We start from the raw sequence: 16,594 nt of genomic DNA on the forward strand, positions 1-16,594 counted from the left end.
TCCCGACCTGATTACATTATCCTTAGTCATGACTAAGGATAATAGGGGGAGTATAGGAGATATTTTTTCTAGGGCAGGATAGGCAGCAGCCGTTAAAAATGCTATTTTGTTAACAAAATAGCAGTGATCGAAAATATAACTTTCGATGCAGGTAATTAGTTATGACAAAAATCAAAACGTATGGTCAGGTTATAGGTGTTCGAGTTGATCAAAATATTTTTGATTGGTGGGAAGCTAAATGTAAGAAAAAAGGCTTAAAAAAAGGTGAACCTTTAAAAAAGGCATTAGAGCTTTCTTATCAAAAAGAGAATGATCCTGAATATTCAGGACAAGATTTTTCCTTAAATCTGGAAAAAGATTTAGCCGAAAAAATCTATCAGTTGGCCAAGTGTCATGAAATAGATCCAGACGACCTGATCAAAAAAATGATCAATGAAAAGTTATCTGAAATAGAAAAAGCGAATGATATTTTAGATGTATTTGAAAAAACCTCACGTAAGGAACTCAGGCTTAAACCAAGCCTAATGAAAGCCATTAATGAAAAAGCGGCACAGGTTGGCATGAAGCCGAATCAATATATCATTTCGGTTTTAACGGCTAACGTCACAAAAGATTCAATATTCTTTAGCCAGGAAGAAGCTCTTAAACTTGGCGAATCAAATAGTCAGCTTTTGGCAATTGGTAGGAACTTAAACCAAATGGCCAAGAATATGAATCAGGGTATTCATGAATCTTACGATAGAGAATTTGTCGAGCGAGTGCATCAGTTAGTAAAAGCTCAAGTTAGGCATGTTTTCTCTCTATTAGAGCGAAATAAAAAGAGGTGGGAATAATGGCTAACGGAAGCAGCAAGACTACCAGAGATGTGCAAAGCACTTTGCTTACTCATGGTGAGCAGCTACTTAACGGCTCAAAAGTTAAACGTGTTAATCAGACCCAAAGTTTAGATACTTTTTTAAATGATCTATCCAAGCCTAAAAACGGTTCTGGCCATTCAGCTAAATCAGCCCCTAAATCATCTCCAAATAGCGTTAAAGCAACTTTAAATAGAATCAGTAAAAAGACCCCTGAAGTAATGATCAAGGTTACTGGCGGGGGTAATTCTATGGGGAAGGTAAAAGCCCACATGGGATATATCACAAGGAATGGACAATTAGAGGGAATTGATCAGGACGGAAATAAAGTTAATGGCAAGGATGATATAGAAGATACTGCTGAAGATTGGCAAATGTCAGGTACGCCTATTTCTGATGAAGAATCTAAATATAAGCAGGCTTTTAATATTGTGCTATCTATGCCGAAAGGTACGGATGAAAAAGGCGTTTATGATGCTGCAAAAGAATTTGCAGAGGAGCATTTTAAAGACCATAAATACATGATGGTGCAGCATACCTTTACCAATGACCCTTCAAAAGATCCGAGTGAAAACCCGCATGTGCATGTTGTTGTTAAAGCTGTTTCTGAAAAAGGGGATCGGTTAAATATTAGGAAAGCTGACCTTCAGGAATGGAGAGAAAGCTTTGCCGAGAAATTAAGATCCAGAGGGATTGAAGCTAATGCAACAAAACGTATTGCTAGATTGCAAAAAAATAGAAGTGAAAAGCAATCAGTCAGACAGATGAAAGAGCAGGGCAAATCGTTTAAGCAGTATGGTAAAAATAAGGCCATTCCTGAACGTATTCAGAAAGCTAAACTGCAAGAAAAAGAAGCATTGACACATTATAAGGAAATTACTAAAGCCTTATCACAATCACCACATGCCCAAGATAGAAAGCTAGCAGTCGATCTGGTGGATTATTTAAGTAAACAGGTAGAAATTAAAAAGCCTATACAGCAACCAGAGATTCAGCCGACTAATAAGCCTGATCCTCAGAAGGGGAAAGAGCAAGACCGTTAATAAGATAAGGCACAATACTGTGCCATTTTCTTGAGCTATTTTGCAAAATGAGGTTGAAACTACTTAGCCATACTTTTTAACCAATCATAAAGATATGGATCTTTTTTCAATAGACTAGCAATCATTTCAACGCGTTTTGATTTATCTAATTTTAATAGAATGCTTCTGAGATCAGCATTTATAGATTTCTCTGGCGCACCTCGGTCACGTGCTTTGCTATACCAATCATGTCCAAGAGTATATTCATGGTTTTCCATGTATATAGCTCCCAATAAAGTAAATGGTCTATAGTCTTGAGAATTATTTTCATGAGCTTTTACGCCACATTCTATTGCTGTATCGACTTTTTTAATATCTCTCTTAACTCCCCCCAATGTAGTGAAATACGCTGACAATAACTTTTTATTTTTGTTTAATGAGATTTCAGTATTTTCTAAAAACTTTTCAGCCTCTTTACTTTCTTTAGCTTTTCTTAATTGACTAGAGGCATTAATAGCATGCCAATGTGATTTAGTTGTCTTATATTCATTAAGATAAAAATCAGCTTCTACACGATGGAATTTTATCTTAAGTTCATCTGTAAAAAACTGTCGTCCTTCCGAATTTAACCAAATAGCATCTTGTTCAGATAATCTCTGATTATTATCTAATAATTTCAATATATTAATTAACTTAGATCTATGCTTATCCACTATGTCATAGAAATAAACATCATATTTTTTTATTAGATTTTTTTCTTTTTGCCTCTCTATATATTTAGGGTCAGATTCCAACTTTTTTCTACGTTCACGTTCAGCTTGTTCTCTAACTTTTCTTTCCTGGGCTAATTTTTCTTGTTGTTTCCTTAACTCAATTAGTTCTAATTCTCTGACTTTTTCCAAGCGTAATTGTTCTGCCTCTAAGTGTTCTTTATGCTTTATTCTGTCATTAACAACTTCTTTCTTATATTGATTAAAAGAAATTTTACCTTCAACTAGACTATGTAAAGCATTAAGATTTTGGCGAACTAAATAAGCTCTTTCTTGCAAAGTTAAACTATCGTTCTGCTTCGTTTTTAACTTTTGAATTATTTTATGAAGCATACTATGCGGAATCATTGAACTTTCTATGTGATCTACACAATAAAAAACGGCATCTTTTTTCATATCATCAAGATATGTTTGAACCGTACCGGGTTTGTCGGAGACCAACTTTCCTGAGAGAATGCCCCGATGAAAAAAGTAAAATATACCCCTGAAATCAGAGATAGAGCGGTTCAACTTGTGATTGAATCCGAAAAAGATTATCCATCGAATTGGGCTGCAATCACAGCAATTGCACCCTGAGCAGTATACTGCGCAAGGGTTGTACTCCTGAAACACTACGTGTTTGGTATTTAAAACATCTCGATCAACAAAATCCAGTTAAAGTACAGCAACTTTCAGATCAAGAACGGATTAAACAACTCGAACGTGAAAATAAAGAACTGCAACGTGCTAACGAAATTCTACGTAAAGCAGCTGCTTTTTTCGCCCAGGCGGAGCTCGACCGCCCACACAAATAATGGTGGATTTTATCCATCATAATAAAGAGCTGTACGGAGTCGAGGCGATTTGTAGAATTTTACCTATCGCACCTTCAACCTATTACCGGACTTTAGATCTCTGTGAAAATCCAGAACATCGAGCGAAACGAGATCTACATGATGTGCATCATGCTGAGCAAATCAAACGAATTTGGAAAGAAAGTTCAGGTCGATATGGTGTACGTAAAGTCTGGCAAAAGTTGAAACGTGAAGGCTATATTATTGCGCGCTGTACAGTTGCTCGATTGATGAAAAAGCTAGGTATACAAGGTGTTTGGCGTGGTAAGAATAAACAAACCACCCGTAGCCGAGATGATCAAAAAAGAGCAGATGATTTAGTGAAACGGGATTTTAGTGCAGATCAGCCTGACCAGCTATGGGTCGCAGACTTTACGTATATTCAAACAAATTCAGGCTGGGTATATACCGCCTTTATTATTGATGTGTTCTCACGAGCAATTGTTGGATGGAAAGTATCTACACGGATGAATACAGATATGGTACTCGATGCACTTGAGCAAGCTTTACATGCTCGAGACATGCCAAAGAACGTGATTCACCATAGTGACAGAGGCGTACAGTATCTTTCCATTCGCTATACCAATCGTTTAGAAGCAGCAAATTTACGAGCATCAGTCGGTACGACTGGTGATTCATACGATAATGCTTTGGCTGAAACAGTGAATGGCTTATACAAAACAGAGGTGATTAAATATTTAAAAGCAGATTGGCAAGGTTTAGCGGATGTACAACTTGCGACACTAAACTGGGTAGATTGGTTCAATAAAGAGCGTGTACATAGTGCACTAGGTTATGTGTCACCTTTTGATTTTGAAGCAATGTACTATGATAAAATTAATCCGTTAGGTCAGGTGGCCTAACTTAAATAAAAAGTCTCCGACAAACCCGGTACGGTTCAGTTTGATGTTTAACCGCATCTTCAACAGATACTTTCCCTTGATAATTAGAATGATACGTTTTTTTAAAAAATCTACTTCTGCTCATTTCAAATGACTCAAAAATTATTACCATTCAATTAAAAATGGGGATAGAACTTATGCTCTAAGAGAGTAGATTTTTTAAAATCTAACCTTGGAATGCAAATAGTCTTTTCTTTTAAAGGCTATACGGAATAATGTGTGTAAGCCTACACCGCATAGCATTGTTGAATTTACTCTTTTAAGAACTTACTGTTTATTCAATTTAGTTATTAAAGCAATTGCTTCAGACTTAAATGTGGTTGGATCAGAATCATCAGGGTCAGGGAGGCTAGGGAAGATATTTTTTAGAGCAAATGAACTTTCATATCCAAATGGGCTGTTTTCTAACTGATACAATTGATATTGAATCTTTTCCGTAAATTCAGGCAATTCTTCAATCAAGTTATCAATATTTTCATCACCTAGATAATCCTCAATACCTTCCGAACTTGATATATTACCGCCTTCTAAATGAACATTATAATAATCAACACCTTCCTCTGCTTTTGCTTCTTCATCAAGGGACAATTCAATAATATAAAAATCAGCTTCACCATCATCAGGTGTATAAGCTACACCTAAAACACTAGCATCAGTATTAAGTAAAGATTGATGATGTTCTCTTAAATAAGCCAATGCTTCTCTTAATTCCACTTTTAACTCCATTTATTAAAAAAGATTTATCTTAAACTGTAAATTCCACAACTTATTCCGCAGAGCCCTTTTAAATAGTTTTAAAAATTATCAATACCCCACCTTTGCCACACAATCAAGAAGTGCCCTTTTAAAAATCCTTAATTTTCTGATCGGGCATACCTAATTTAAACATTCTGTTAAGCTCCAAAATTGCATATTTTAAATCTTTTTCAGGAATATTCTTAACATCAAAATATTCAATTTGCCCAAACCTAGCTTTATATAACGCAATTCTTTCTATTCTGTGGCGTTGCATCTGCACTGTTGAAGACATAATTCGATCCATTAAATAGAATAAGTAATACGATGTGATCTGCATACTATCTTTAATCATAAAGCATTGATTTTTCGTGCTTTTATAGTCATATAGTGTTTCATCAATACAAATATCTGCATCTATCCCACCTAGTACAACACGAATATTTGCAGAATATCTAGGATTGTATGTGATCAGACTATCAGGCTTAATAAGACCATTCTTAATGAATACATTATCAAAATTTTTGACTAAGGAAGATATATCATCGTAAACCACTTTATCCGTTGGTTTTAGTATGTCCTTCTTTGTTGCTACTGGTAGAAATCCTGATCGCCATAGATTTTCCAATTTAGCCATAAGAATAATGCCACCAATAAACTCTTCACTTATCTCTAAACTGTTTGATTTATTAGCTAGTAAAGAATCTATGTGATTTTGCATTTTTTTATACAATGCCAAAATGCTTTTGTTTTTAGTTTCCTCTAGAAAGCTAGTAATTTTAGGTTGCTCAAATTCCTTAGCACTCAATTCGGTATTCGTGTAGTACGCACAAATTATTTTAGATAAGTAGTCAAATGCTGTACCAACCAAGCCTGAATCATAACTACTCGTTAATTTATGTTCACTCATCACTTCATAATTAGTAAAAGGAGGAATACCACTGTAAGTTTTAAAATCTGTTTTTTTGGGTGCAACACTTTTTATAATTTCTTTTACTTCTTTGCACTTAGGATCTGATGATTTAAGTATCGACATTAAAGACATATTTTATACTCTTTTTTTCCAAACATTTGCCATTCAAGTCCTTTTAGGGGTACTAAAAACTAGATTAAAAAATCTAATTTTTTAATATTTCTAATGCAAATAGAATCTTTTCTTTAGGACAAATTTTTTTTTGAGAATACTTTTCCATTACAGCCGATCCAATAATTTTTTTATCTGCATTAAAGAAAAATATCTCTAAGTCATAAGGTACATTGACCATATTAAAGCAAGTATAAATTGGCTTTTTCCATGTAAAAACCAAAGGCCTTAATGAAGGATTTTCTTTAAAACCTATTTCTTGATCATGTTCCCTATAGAGATAAAGAGCCGTTAATTTTTCATCTTTGAAGTTAAATGTCTTTACTTCTTTATCGTGATCAATGTATGGGTTATAAGCCAATTTAAAGGCTATAACTGACACTATTATCAACAGAGCTATAAATACTGCATATTTTAATTTCAATTCCTGTAAATCCTTGTTTACCAGTAGCAAGCCAAATGCAGCAAATTTTCCTTAGTCATGACTAATTATTTAACACTCATAAGTTGATCCCATTTAAAGTAATTGGGAGTTAGTTGGCTGCGTGACATATTCCAATTTCTGTTAGGAAGCATACTGGCACCTAACCCTATTTTCTTCTTACCAAACCTATTTTGTATATTATCGAGTGAATCCATAAGTTGATTACTGGATTTAACTTTATTCATGTCGGTGAACAGGTCATAGCTATGAGTAGCTTTAGGTTCAAGAAAAGTTAGGATAACCCCACATTTTTTGAATCCTATATTCTGCTGATATAGCTGATCAATCATTGTCGTAGCAATTTTAGTTAGTAATAAGCTATTGTCTGATGGATCTGGCAAAGCGTATGACACAGATTTATTGTAAAAAGGTTCAGAGCTATCAAAAGGATTAGATTGAACAAAACCAAGAATACAGCCACATAGTAAATTTTCGCTTCTTAAACGGCTTACTGCATCCTGGACATAGAGCGTAATTGCTTCTTTAAGATCATCACGGCTATAGACCTTTTGGCCAAAGGAACGGCTCGCAATTATCTGTTTTTTAGCTTTTGGACTTTGTTCAATCTCAATACAAGAAATTCCCTGTAATTCTAATAATGTTCTGTGCATGACAATAGAAAATTGATTTCTAATCATTAAGGGTGAAGCGCAAACAAAATCTAAAACTGTATTAATGCTTAGGCTATTCAACTTTTCAGTATGTTTTTTCCCAACGCCCCACACTTCACTCACTTCTATAGTTTGATATAAGCTTTCAATTGAGCAATAGTCCATTGAAACAAGGTTACATACACCCTTTAAATAACTATTCTTTTTGGCGATATGGTTAGCCATTTTTGCTTCTGTTTTAGTCCGTCCAATTCCAATACAGGCCGGCAAACCTAGCCAACGTAAGAGCCGATCTAGAATTAAATGAGCATAGGCAGTTAAATCATAATTTGAAGCATAGGCAGTTAAATCTAAAAAACATTCATCAATAGAATAAATTTCTTGTTCTTGAGGTGTAACAAATTCAGATAGGACTTTTATAAATCTGCGGGACATTTCCGCATATAGAGCATAATTACTCGAAAGAACTGTGATGTTATGTTGCTCTACAAGATCCTTGAGCTGAAAAAGAGGTACACCCATCTTTATACCTAAATTTTTAGCTTCCTGTGAACGAGCCACAGCACAACCGTCATTATTAGATAATACGATTACTGGTTGATTGTTTAGACTTGGATTAAAGACACGTTCACAGCTTACATAACAGTTATTAATGTCTACTAAAGCAAAGATTTTATTTTGACTTTCCATGTAGGTTAAACCGATAGGATTAGATTATTTGTGTTTCCTAAATGGCTTAATGACAAAAGTCACTACACCCCATATCAATAATTCTTGGCAATCTTTAAGGTGAATATCGTCATAATCTGGATTTTCCGCTTTAAGCCAACACTTATCACCTTCAACCATTAACCGTTTGACTGTGAACTCATTGTCAATTAAGGCAACAACAATGTCCTCATGTTTGGCTTCAAGACTACGATCCACTAGAAGCTCGTCATCAATTTCAATTCCTGCGTCACGCATGGAAAGAGAAGCTACCTTGACAACAAATGTTGCAGCTTCATTTTTCACAAGGTGTTCATTCATATCTAAAGTTTTATCAATATAATCTTGTGCGGGAGATGGAAAACCAGCAGCTATTTTTTCAGAAGCTAAAGGAATACGTTTAAAAGTTGAAGGATTAATTAACGTAATAGAAGCTACATCATTTAAAGTAGTCTTTTTATTACTAGCTAAGAACTTCTTAATCTCTACAATACGTGATACTGGTACACGCATAGTCTTAGTTGGTTCATTGTAAATTGCCTTCCTTCCTGCACCTTCCCTATGACCACCTTTATTTCCATTCATAAAAGCCCCTTTGATTTTGTGACAAAATCAAATAGTAAACTTTAAATCCTTGGAATAACAATAGAAAAGTGATGAGTGGTTATACGGTGATACTAATAATGATATTAATTTTTAAATGCTCCCCCTAAAGTTTAACTGAGTAACAAAAAGGGGAGATGTATATTTCATGCAGAAAATAAACAACATTCTAATTAATGTTTATGCTGTTCCAATGTATTACATTCCGTACTTTCTATTTGTAACGTAATTTCAGTAATACTATGATTATGTTTTAGAACGTCTAAGGCCTTTTGATAGAGCTGATCTGGATCGCTATTAGGAGCAACTAAATGAGCAGTTAAATGAATGTTTTTTGAAGATATAGCCCAGACTTTCAACTGATGAATCCCTTCAACACCCTCTAGCATCAATAAATCATTTCTTAACGACTCAATATCAATCTCATCAGGAACCCCTTCAAGCAAAATATGGATACTTTGTTTTAATAAAACCCAAGTTCGAGGTAAGACCCAGAAGCCAATTAACACAGCGATTAAGGTATCTACCCACATCCACTGGGTAAAATAAATGACCACTCCTCCGATAATCACGCCTATCGATCCCAGTGCATCACTAAGAACTTCTAAATATGCGCCTTTCACATTTAGACTTCCTTCAGCACTCGCAGAAAGGATTTTCATTGAAATCAAATTTATGACCAAACCAATGACTGCGACAATCATCATTCCAATACTTTGAATTTCAGCAGGATTCGTAAAACGTTGGTAAGCTTCATAGACAATATATATCGCCACCACAAAAAGCATCACCGCATTAAACAGAGCCGCTAAAATTTCGAATCGCTGATAGCCAAAAGTTCTTTTATCATCTGCGGCTTTTTTACCAATTTTGATAGCAGCAAGAGCAATAGCTAATGCGGCTACATCAGTAAACATGTGAGCGGCATCAGACAGTAATGCTAAACTTTGGGTAATAAAAGCAGCGACAACTTCTACTATTAAAAAAGTAGTCGTTAAACCCAAAGCAAACATTAATTTCTTACTATTTCCTTCAGTAACAACCGCATGGCTATGATCATGATGTTCTGACATAAAATTTTCCTTATTCAATCCATGATTAGCAGAGATACTTGAGACAGACCCAATATCTCTGCTAAAAATTGCTTAATCTAATGGATTAAGAAGCTTTCTTTTCATTCATCCACCGGTACAGTACAGGCAATAAAACCAATGTAAGCAGGGTAGAGGAGATAATTCCTCCAATGACTACAGTCGCTAAAGGTCTCTGTACTTCTGCCCCAGTACCGGTTGCCAAAGCCATCGGAACAAACCCAAGGGAAGCAACACAAGCGGTCATTAACACAGGTCTTAAACGCAATATTGCACCTTGCCACGTTGCATAATAAAGGTCATATTGCTGTCGCAGCTCTTTGATAAAGGTAAGCATCACTAAGCCATTCAGTACAGCCACCCCCGATAGTGCAATGAAGCCAACGCCTGCTGACATGGATAATGGAATGTCACGCAACCACAACGCGATTAAGCCTCCACTCAAGGCAAACGGTACACCACTAAAGACCAGTAAGCTTTCTTTGATGTTGTGAAATACAGCCATCAATAGAATAAAGATCGTCAACAATGCGAGCGGAACCACCAATTGCATACGCGCTTTTGCAGACATCAGATTTTGAAATTGACCGCCATAATCTATCCAATAACCGCTTGGTAATTCCTGTTTGGATAACGTGCTCTGAAGCTCTGTTACGAATGAGCCTAAATCACGTCCTTCTACATTTGCAGTAATAACCACTCGACGTTTACCATTTTCACGGCTGACCTGATTAATACCCAGGATATTTTCAACGCGTGCCACATCTTGCAGTTGGACTAAGCCACCATTCGGCAATTGAATAGGAAGTACCGCTAACTGTTCAGGACTACGTTGGGAGTCATCTAGACGAATCACAAAATCAAAACGCTTGTCTCCCTGTAAAATGGTTCCAACATTTTGACCACCGACACTTGTCGCCACCAGATCCTGAATTGCTCTTACCGACAAGCCGTATTGTGCTGCTCTGGACTTATCAACTTCTACATTCAACAAGGGTAAGCCGCTGGTTTGCTCTACATTAACGGCTGTCGCGCCTGAAATTGATTTAATTTTCTGAGAAATCTTATTCGCTTCACGATTCAGAATTTCCATATCATCGCCAAATAACTTGACACCCACATCACTTCGCACCCCTGAAATTAACTCGTTAAAACGCAGTTCAATGGGTTGCGAGAACTCACTGTTATTTCCCGGCAATGTCGCTAAGAAAGTAATCATTCTTTGGCGAAGCTCATCAATCGTTTGTTTTGGATCAGGCCATTCATCATGAGGTTTTAACAGTACCACGCCATCTGAAATGTTGGGTGGCATGACATCTGTGGCCACTTCTGCTGTACCGGTACGGGCAAAGATTGCTTTAATTTCAGGAAATTCTTTCAACAGTAACTTTTCAGTATTTTCCTGCATTCTCAGTGACTGTTCTAACCCTGTACTTGGGGAACGCATTTGCTGAACAGCAAAATCACCTTCACCCAGTTGAGGTGCAAACTCGCTACCTGTTTGAGTAGCTAGCACACCCGTAAGCACTAAAATACAGGCAGCCACAATAGTCACAAATAAACGAAGCTCATAGGCTTTATCTAAAAGCAGTTCATATTTGGTTTTAAGCCAATGCATCCAGCGACTTTCGGTTTCCTTGACTTCTCCAGTGACAAATAGGGCAACTGCGGCTGGCACAAAAGTGACAGATAAAATCATGGCCCCAATTAAAGCCAGTACAACCGTCATTGCCATAGGATGGAAAAGTTTGGCTTCTACACCCGTCAGGGTAAAGATAGGTAGATAAACCACCAAAATAATTAACTGTCCAAAGATGAGAGGACGACGCGCCTGTTTTGCAGCCAAGAAGACTTCTTTAAATCTTTCAGAACGGCTAAGTAAACCACCTTTCAGCTTCTGAGCTTCTGCTAGCCGACGGATACAGTTTTCTACAATAACCACTGCACCATCAATAATAATACCGAAGTCCAGTGCCCCTAAACTCATCAAATTTGCACTAATCTTCTGCTCTGCCATTCCCGTCAAGGTAAACAGCATTGACAGTGGAATAACGCAAGCCGTGATCAGCGCAGCACGGAAATTACCTAGAAAGAGAAATAAAATAACAATGACGAGGATTGCACCCTCAATCAAATTTTTCTGAACGGTTTTGATCGCCCGATCAACCAAATGCGTACGGTCATACACAGTCTCAATCACCACACCTTTAGGTAGCGATTGCTGGATCGATTGCACCTTTTCATCAATGGCTTGAGCAACGGTACGGCTATTTTCTCCCATCATCATCATGGCAATACCCAATACCGTTTCTTCACCATTATAGGTTGCAGCCCCTGTTCTTAAGTCATGACCAATTGAGACATTGGCGACATCTGCCACCCGAATCGGATAGCCGTTTTTATTGGCAATACTGATGTTCTGGATATCTTCAATCGTGTTTAAAGTGCCGGGAACACGAACCGTTAGCTGTTGTCCATTTTTCTCAATATAGCCAGCACCACGGTTTTCATTATTCTCTGTTAAGGCAGTTTGTAAATCAGACAAAGGAATTTGCAATTGTTGCAATCGGTTCAGATCTGGGGCAACCACATAGGTTTTATTAAAGCCACCAATGCTGTTGATCTCCGCAACGCCTTTTACGCGCTGTAATTGTGGCCTTACAATCCAATCCTGAATTTCACGTAAATCCATAGCCGAATAAGCGGTCCCATCCGGCTTTTTAGCATTTGGTTCGGCTTTAATCACCCATTGATAGATTTCACCTAAACCTGTCGAAATAGGTGACATGTTAGGTTGCACATCTTCAGGCATTTCTCCCATTGCTTCTTGCAAGCGCTGGTTGATAAGCTGTCTGGCCCAGTAAATATCCGTGCCATCTTCAAAAATGATGGTCACTTGTGATAAGCCGTAGCGTGAAATAGAGCGGGTTTGTTCCATTTTCGGCATGCCTGACATGGCATTCTCAATTGGATAGGTAATCCGCTGTTCCATTTCCAAAGCCGTAAAGCCATTGGCTGAAGTGTTAATCTGCACCTGAGTATTGGTAATATCCGGTACAGCATCAATCGGTAACTTTTGATAACTATAAATACCAATAGCAATCCAAGCCGCAATAAACAGCATGACCCAGATTGCGTTATGGATAGAAAACTGGATCAGTCGATCAAACAGTCCTTCAGGTTTTACCGATTCGTGGTCTGGAATTTGAGGAGTTTCAGTGCTCATGTGAAGCCTCTCCTTTTTCCAGCTCGGATTTCAGTAAAAAACTGCCTTGAGCGGCATATTTTTGTCCCTGACTAAGCCCACTCACCACTTCAATCCATTGGCTCTCCCCAGATGATTGCCCTAATTTCACAGGTTGCGGACTGAATTCAACTTTTTGTCCATGCTGAGTGGCGACAAAAACCACATCTTTTCCATCGACATTCTGAACTGCGGACTTAAGTACCCGTAATGCGGTACTTTCACTCCGTTGTTGCAACTGTACGTTCACCATCAAGTTTGGACGTAATTCGGTTGCATTCGATTCAACTTTTGCTCGCACCTGAAGACGACCTGTTTGAATATCCGCTTCAGTATTTAAAGTCTGAATAACAGCTTGATAAACCTTTTCTGTTTGCAAGGATTTAAATTCGATCTTTTGATTCGGGGCTAAGCCCACAATTTCAGAATTTGGAACAATAAACTCAAGCCAGAGCTGATCTAACCTGTCTATCGTAAAGAGTTGACTTGCTAACTGAACATTTTCTCCTAGCACCAAATCCTTTTTACTAATCACGCCGGAAATGGGGGCTTTCAAAATATAGCGGCCATTACTGGCATTCACTGCACCAAATGCACTTAAACGTGATTGGGCCGCTTGAACCTGAATTTGTGCCCGTTTATAGGCGTTGGAAGCACGTTGATAGTCTTGTTTTGCTGAAATACCCTGTGACCAAAGCTGACGCTCACGATCGAAGTCTTGTTTAGCCAGTTCAAGGTTGGTTTGTTCCATTTTAAAATTGGCCTGTTGATCGACTAAGTCAGGCACAAGCAACGCAGCTAAAGGCTGTCCTTTCTGAACTTTTTGGCCGAGTTCTACATAGACATTTTCTACATGACCGCTAAAACTCGGTGAGACATGCGCTTGCTGATCCGTATTCACATTGAGTTTGGCAGGATAAGAACTTAATTTAACCACCGGACCTTGATCGACCGCTGATAACTGTATACCTTGTTCAACCAGTTGCTTGGCGGTCAGGCTCACGCCTTCGGCATGCTCTTCAGTTTCACCGCCATGTTCTTCTCCGCTTTCTTCCTCTGCATGTTCATCTGATGTTTCCGATTTATTCTTACCAGTTAAGATCAAAAAAATACTGAGGAGTACGGTAGCGCCGATAACCAAACTAATCAGTAGAGGTTGAGAGATTTTTCCGCTCTGTTTTATTAAGCTGTTTTTAAGATCGAACATGTTAATTTCCCCCACCAATGACAGGCATGGCCTGTATGTCTTGCCATAAATTTTGATTGATTTGTGCAATAGCATCTTTCGACATGACTTCACTTGGGCTAATGCCTAAGCTTAAACTTTCTGCTTCGATGGCCTTTTGCCAGCCCTCCCGTAACAACTGGACTTTACGTAGACGGATGTCTTGTAATTGAAGCGTGGCTTGCTGAACATCGGTTAAAGCAAACTTTCCTGCCAGAAAACCTTGTAAAGTTTTACTTTGAACTTGAGTCGCCAAAGGAATTTGAGTCTCGTCAACGACTTTGAATTGAAGCTCTAAACCCTGCAACTCGGTTAAGATCGTGCCTATTTGCAGCGCATTTTGCTTTAGATAAAAGTCTTTCTGACGCTCTAATAAGTTCATTTTTTCTTGCGCGATTTTTATGCCATTTTGCTGACGATCGAAAATATTGAGCGGTACACTGACTCCAACCACCAGTTGATTTTGTGTTGAGTTATCCAAGGATTGGGTGCGGTTAACGCCCAGGTTTAAAGTAGGATTAGGACGTGACTTTGCTTTCAGCTGATCAACCGTTGCTTGAGACTCTAACACCTGTAAAATCCGATATTTCTCAATGTAGTTATCCGCTAAATATTCTTGAACCTGCCCATGAGTCGATTTTGGCCAAAGCTTTTGCGAAGAGAGGTTTACCTTCAATGACTTATCAGAGGTTCCCCATAAATTTGATAATTGTTGGGTTGCCACTTGTACCTGTAAGTCGGCCTGTCTAAAAAGACGGATATTTTCAGCATGACTTAAACGTGCGCGATTCACATCTACTTGCGCGATACTGCCTGCATTAAAGCGCTTTTCGATTGCTTGAAGGTTTTCTTCGCTCACCCGAAGTTGTTCATTGACAATGTTTTTTTCAAGTTCGGCAATGGCCAGTTGCGACCATACATATTTCACTGCAAGCTCAATTTGTGCTTGATAAATCTTCTGTTTCAGCGCTGTTTTATCTATTGAGAGACTGGCTAATTTTTGGTTTGCTCTTCGCTCACCAAAAATATCCAAAGGTTGTGATATACCGATGGCAAGCTCTTTTTCATTATTTGAACCAAAGCCCGTTTGTTCAACTGACAATTCAGGATTTTTAAACAGCTTACTTTGCTGAAGATTCGTGGCATTAATACTATTTTGCGTTTCCCAGAAATTTTGGGACGCTTGATATTGGTTAACCTGCTCAATAGCTTGCTGCAGCGTTAAATCTTGAGTACTGGCGACTACGGAAGTACTGAAGCTGATCATTGCAGATAGCAAGATACCGCTACCTAAGGCTGACCAGGATAAATTCAGGATGGAGGTATCCTGATGTAATTTGTTTTTTGACATGAAAATGCCCCACGCATAATGAAATTAGGAGTGGTGGGCTTTTATAAGACTACCCCACCAATAGTAGGGGCAAATCGGGAGGCGGGGTTAATTGATTCAGATAAGGGGATTTATAAAAAGTTATTCCCAAATAAGTTGGGGTAATGCCGGTCTCAAAATTAGCTTTAAGCTTCAGATCATCGGGTGGGTCAATCTGAATGACGATTGTATTTGAGAAATGACTGCACTTTTCGTTAAAACAAACCTTCTGACAATAGTCATAGATTTCTTTATAGTTTTCTAGGGAATAAAGTGCTTGACGAGGACTATCACTCTTTTCGTCTAAATCGATTGGATTAGAGAGTATTGAATTGGGTATGTTTGGCATTTCATGCAGACAAGCAGCCTCTGCCACACTCCAAATATTCTGGAATGTGAATAAGAGTACCAATATCTGGATTAGAAATGTTTTTCTCTTCATACACAAATCTGTATTTAAAACACCAATCGGAAGCTAACCAAAGCTATCTAAGATCTGATCACAAAATTTAAGTCACCTTAATCTTTTTGCAGCCTTAAGTAAAGATATACAGAGTTTTTGAAAAAAGCATAGGTCTAGATAATCAAGCTAGATTTTTTAGAACTCCACATTGGTCAATTGTACATAAACCATCACAAGTACCTCTTAAATCAGATAATTGTTCAATAAGCTTTTGTTGCTTGATTATATTTTCTCTGATAGCACTGACATGTAAGTCAATTAATTCATTCACATCTGAACAATTTTTCTTGGGATTATCTTTATAGGTGAGTAATTGACGAATTTCATTCAAACTCATATTTAAAGTTCGGCAATTCAAAATAAACTTAATTCGCTCAACATAGCCTATATCGTAAAGGCGGTAATTTCCTTCCGTTCTTTCGGGTTCCGGAATTAAACCTTCCTTTTCATAAAACCTAATTGTTAATACTGAACATGAGGTTTTTTTAGAGAGTTCACCAATTTTTAAATGCATTGAGTTGGTATTTCCAAAAAATCTTGACTCTATAGTAACTATAGGGATTCTAATATTCAAAGTTTATAAATTTTTTTAATGG

At 37.6% G+C, this 16,594-nt stretch carries 14 protein-coding genes, 1 pseudogene and 1 other annotated feature; of the genes and pseudogenes, 3 read left to right on the plus strand and 12 right to left on the minus strand.

Going from position 1 to position 16,594, the window contains the following annotated elements; all coding sequences use genetic code 11:
* Positions 1-161 precede the first annotated feature (161 nt).
* Positions 162-833, plus strand: a complete 672-nt coding sequence (locus E0H80_RS15840) for a plasmid mobilization protein (protein WP_131367323.1) — start codon at positions 162-164, stop codon at positions 831-833.
* A complete protein-coding gene (locus E0H80_RS15845) occupies positions 833-1,897 on the plus strand; it encodes a relaxase/mobilization nuclease domain-containing protein (RefSeq protein WP_131367325.1) in 1,065 nt (354 codons plus the stop codon). Before E0H80_RS15840 ends, E0H80_RS15845 begins: the two co-directional genes overlap by 1 nt.
* 59 nt (positions 1,898-1,956) lie before the next feature.
* Here E0H80_RS15845 and E0H80_RS15850 read toward each other — a convergent pair whose 3' ends face one another.
* The gene (locus tag E0H80_RS15850) at positions 1,957-3,042 is read right to left on the minus strand and encodes a hypothetical protein (protein WP_131367327.1); all 1,086 of its coding nucleotides are present in this window, start codon (positions 3,040-3,042) and stop codon (positions 1,957-1,959) included.
* A 66-nt stretch (positions 3,043-3,108) separates the two neighbouring features.
* On the opposite strand from E0H80_RS15850, the pseudogene E0H80_RS15860 reads away from it, so the two are divergent.
* Positions 3,109-4,342: pseudogene (locus E0H80_RS15860) on the plus strand (IS3 family transposase).
* Positions 3,398-3,514, plus strand: a sequence feature (AL1L pseudoknot). (Overlaps the previous pseudogene by 117 nt.)
* A gap of 306 nt (positions 4,343-4,648) precedes the next feature.
* Here E0H80_RS15860 and E0H80_RS15865 read toward each other — a convergent pair.
* The 11 genes from E0H80_RS15865 to cadR form a co-directional block, all read right to left on the minus strand.
* On the minus strand, positions 4,649-5,095 hold the full coding sequence (locus tag E0H80_RS15865; protein ID WP_131367329.1) for a hypothetical protein: 447 nt from the start codon (positions 5,093-5,095) through the stop codon (positions 4,649-4,651).
* Positions 5,096-5,225: 130 nt separating this feature from the next.
* Positions 5,226-6,161, minus strand: a complete 936-nt coding sequence (locus E0H80_RS15870; RefSeq protein WP_131367332.1) for a hypothetical protein — start codon at positions 6,159-6,161, stop codon at positions 5,226-5,228.
* A 73-nt stretch (positions 6,162-6,234) separates the two neighbouring features.
* Positions 6,235-6,624 carry a DUF192 domain-containing protein gene (locus E0H80_RS15875; RefSeq protein ID WP_228260013.1) on the minus strand — a complete coding sequence of 130 codons (390 nt, stop codon included), beginning with the start codon at positions 6,622-6,624 and terminating at the stop codon, positions 6,235-6,237.
* 65 nt (positions 6,625-6,689) lie between these two features.
* Entirely contained in the window at positions 6,690-7,985 is a 1,296-nt protein-coding gene (locus E0H80_RS15880) for a Y-family DNA polymerase (protein WP_131367334.1), read from the minus strand.
* 24 nt (positions 7,986-8,009) lie between these two features.
* The gene (locus E0H80_RS15885; protein WP_114541742.1) at positions 8,010-8,588 is read right to left on the minus strand and encodes a LexA family protein; all 579 of its coding nucleotides are present in this window, start codon (positions 8,586-8,588) and stop codon (positions 8,010-8,012) included.
* Between the two features lie 191 nt (positions 8,589-8,779).
* Positions 8,780-9,679 (minus strand): cation diffusion facilitator family transporter, encoded by a 900-nt coding sequence (locus E0H80_RS15890; RefSeq protein WP_016165559.1) that lies wholly within the window; start codon positions 9,677-9,679, stop codon positions 8,780-8,782.
* Positions 9,680-9,764: 85 nt separating this feature from the next.
* On the minus strand, positions 9,765-12,923 hold the full coding sequence (locus tag E0H80_RS15895; RefSeq protein ID WP_131367336.1) for an efflux RND transporter permease subunit: 3,159 nt from the start codon (positions 12,921-12,923) through the stop codon (positions 9,765-9,767).
* On the minus strand, positions 12,913-14,148 hold the full coding sequence (locus tag E0H80_RS15900) for an efflux RND transporter periplasmic adaptor subunit (protein WP_131367339.1): 1,236 nt from the start codon (positions 14,146-14,148) through the stop codon (positions 12,913-12,915). Before E0H80_RS15900 ends, E0H80_RS15895 begins: the two co-directional genes overlap by 11 nt.
* A gap of 1 nt (position 14,149) precedes the next feature.
* The gene (locus E0H80_RS15905) at positions 14,150-15,517 is read right to left on the minus strand and encodes a TolC family protein (protein WP_004781067.1); all 1,368 of its coding nucleotides are present in this window, start codon (positions 15,515-15,517) and stop codon (positions 14,150-14,152) included.
* Between the two features lie 49 nt (positions 15,518-15,566).
* On the minus strand, positions 15,567-15,977 hold the full coding sequence (locus E0H80_RS15910; protein WP_131367341.1) for a hypothetical protein: 411 nt from the start codon (positions 15,975-15,977) through the stop codon (positions 15,567-15,569).
* Positions 15,978-16,119: 142 nt separating this feature from the next.
* On the minus strand, positions 16,120-16,512 hold the full coding sequence (gene cadR / locus E0H80_RS15915) for a Cd(II)/Pb(II)-responsive transcriptional regulator (protein WP_004281856.1): 393 nt from the start codon (positions 16,510-16,512) through the stop codon (positions 16,120-16,122).
* Positions 16,513-16,594 lie beyond the last annotated feature (82 nt).

Source organism: Acinetobacter sp. ANC 4779 (assembly GCF_004331055.1).
In the GTDB taxonomy this organism is placed as follows: Bacteria; Pseudomonadota; Gammaproteobacteria; order Pseudomonadales; family Moraxellaceae; genus Acinetobacter.

Excerpts from the sequence above, each read along its gene's own strand:
- E0H80_RS15840 (WP_131367323.1), top strand. The coding sequence starts at position 162 with ATGACAAAAATCAAAACGTATGGTCAGGTTATAGGTGTTCGAGTTGAT.
- E0H80_RS15845 (WP_131367325.1), top strand. The coding sequence starts at position 833 with ATGGCTAACGGAAGCAGCAAGACTACCAGAGATGTGCAAAGCACTTTG.
- E0H80_RS15850 (WP_131367327.1), bottom strand. The coding sequence starts at position 3,042 with ATGAAAAAAGATGCCGTTTTTTATTGTGTAGATCACATAGAAAGTTCA.
- E0H80_RS15870 (WP_131367332.1), bottom strand. The coding sequence starts at position 6,161 with ATGTCTTTAATGTCGATACTTAAATCATCAGATCCTAAGTGCAAAGAA.
- E0H80_RS15880 (WP_131367334.1), bottom strand. The coding sequence starts at position 7,985 with ATGGAAAGTCAAAATAAAATCTTTGCTTTAGTAGACATTAATAACTGT.
- E0H80_RS15885 (WP_114541742.1), bottom strand. The coding sequence starts at position 8,588 with ATGAATGGAAATAAAGGTGGTCATAGGGAAGGTGCAGGAAGGAAGGCA.
- E0H80_RS15890 (WP_016165559.1), bottom strand. The coding sequence starts at position 9,679 with ATGTCAGAACATCATGATCATAGCCATGCGGTTGTTACTGAAGGAAAT.
- E0H80_RS15895 (WP_131367336.1), bottom strand. The coding sequence starts at position 12,923 with ATGAGCACTGAAACTCCTCAAATTCCAGACCACGAATCGGTAAAACCT.
- E0H80_RS15900 (WP_131367339.1), bottom strand. The coding sequence starts at position 14,148 with ATGTTCGATCTTAAAAACAGCTTAATAAAACAGAGCGGAAAAATCTCT.
- E0H80_RS15905 (WP_004781067.1), bottom strand. The coding sequence starts at position 15,517 with ATGTCAAAAAACAAATTACATCAGGATACCTCCATCCTGAATTTATCC.
- E0H80_RS15910 (WP_131367341.1), bottom strand. The coding sequence starts at position 15,977 with ATGAAGAGAAAAACATTTCTAATCCAGATATTGGTACTCTTATTCACA.
- cadR (WP_004281856.1), bottom strand. The coding sequence starts at position 16,512 with ATGCATTTAAAAATTGGTGAACTCTCTAAAAAAACCTCATGTTCAGTA.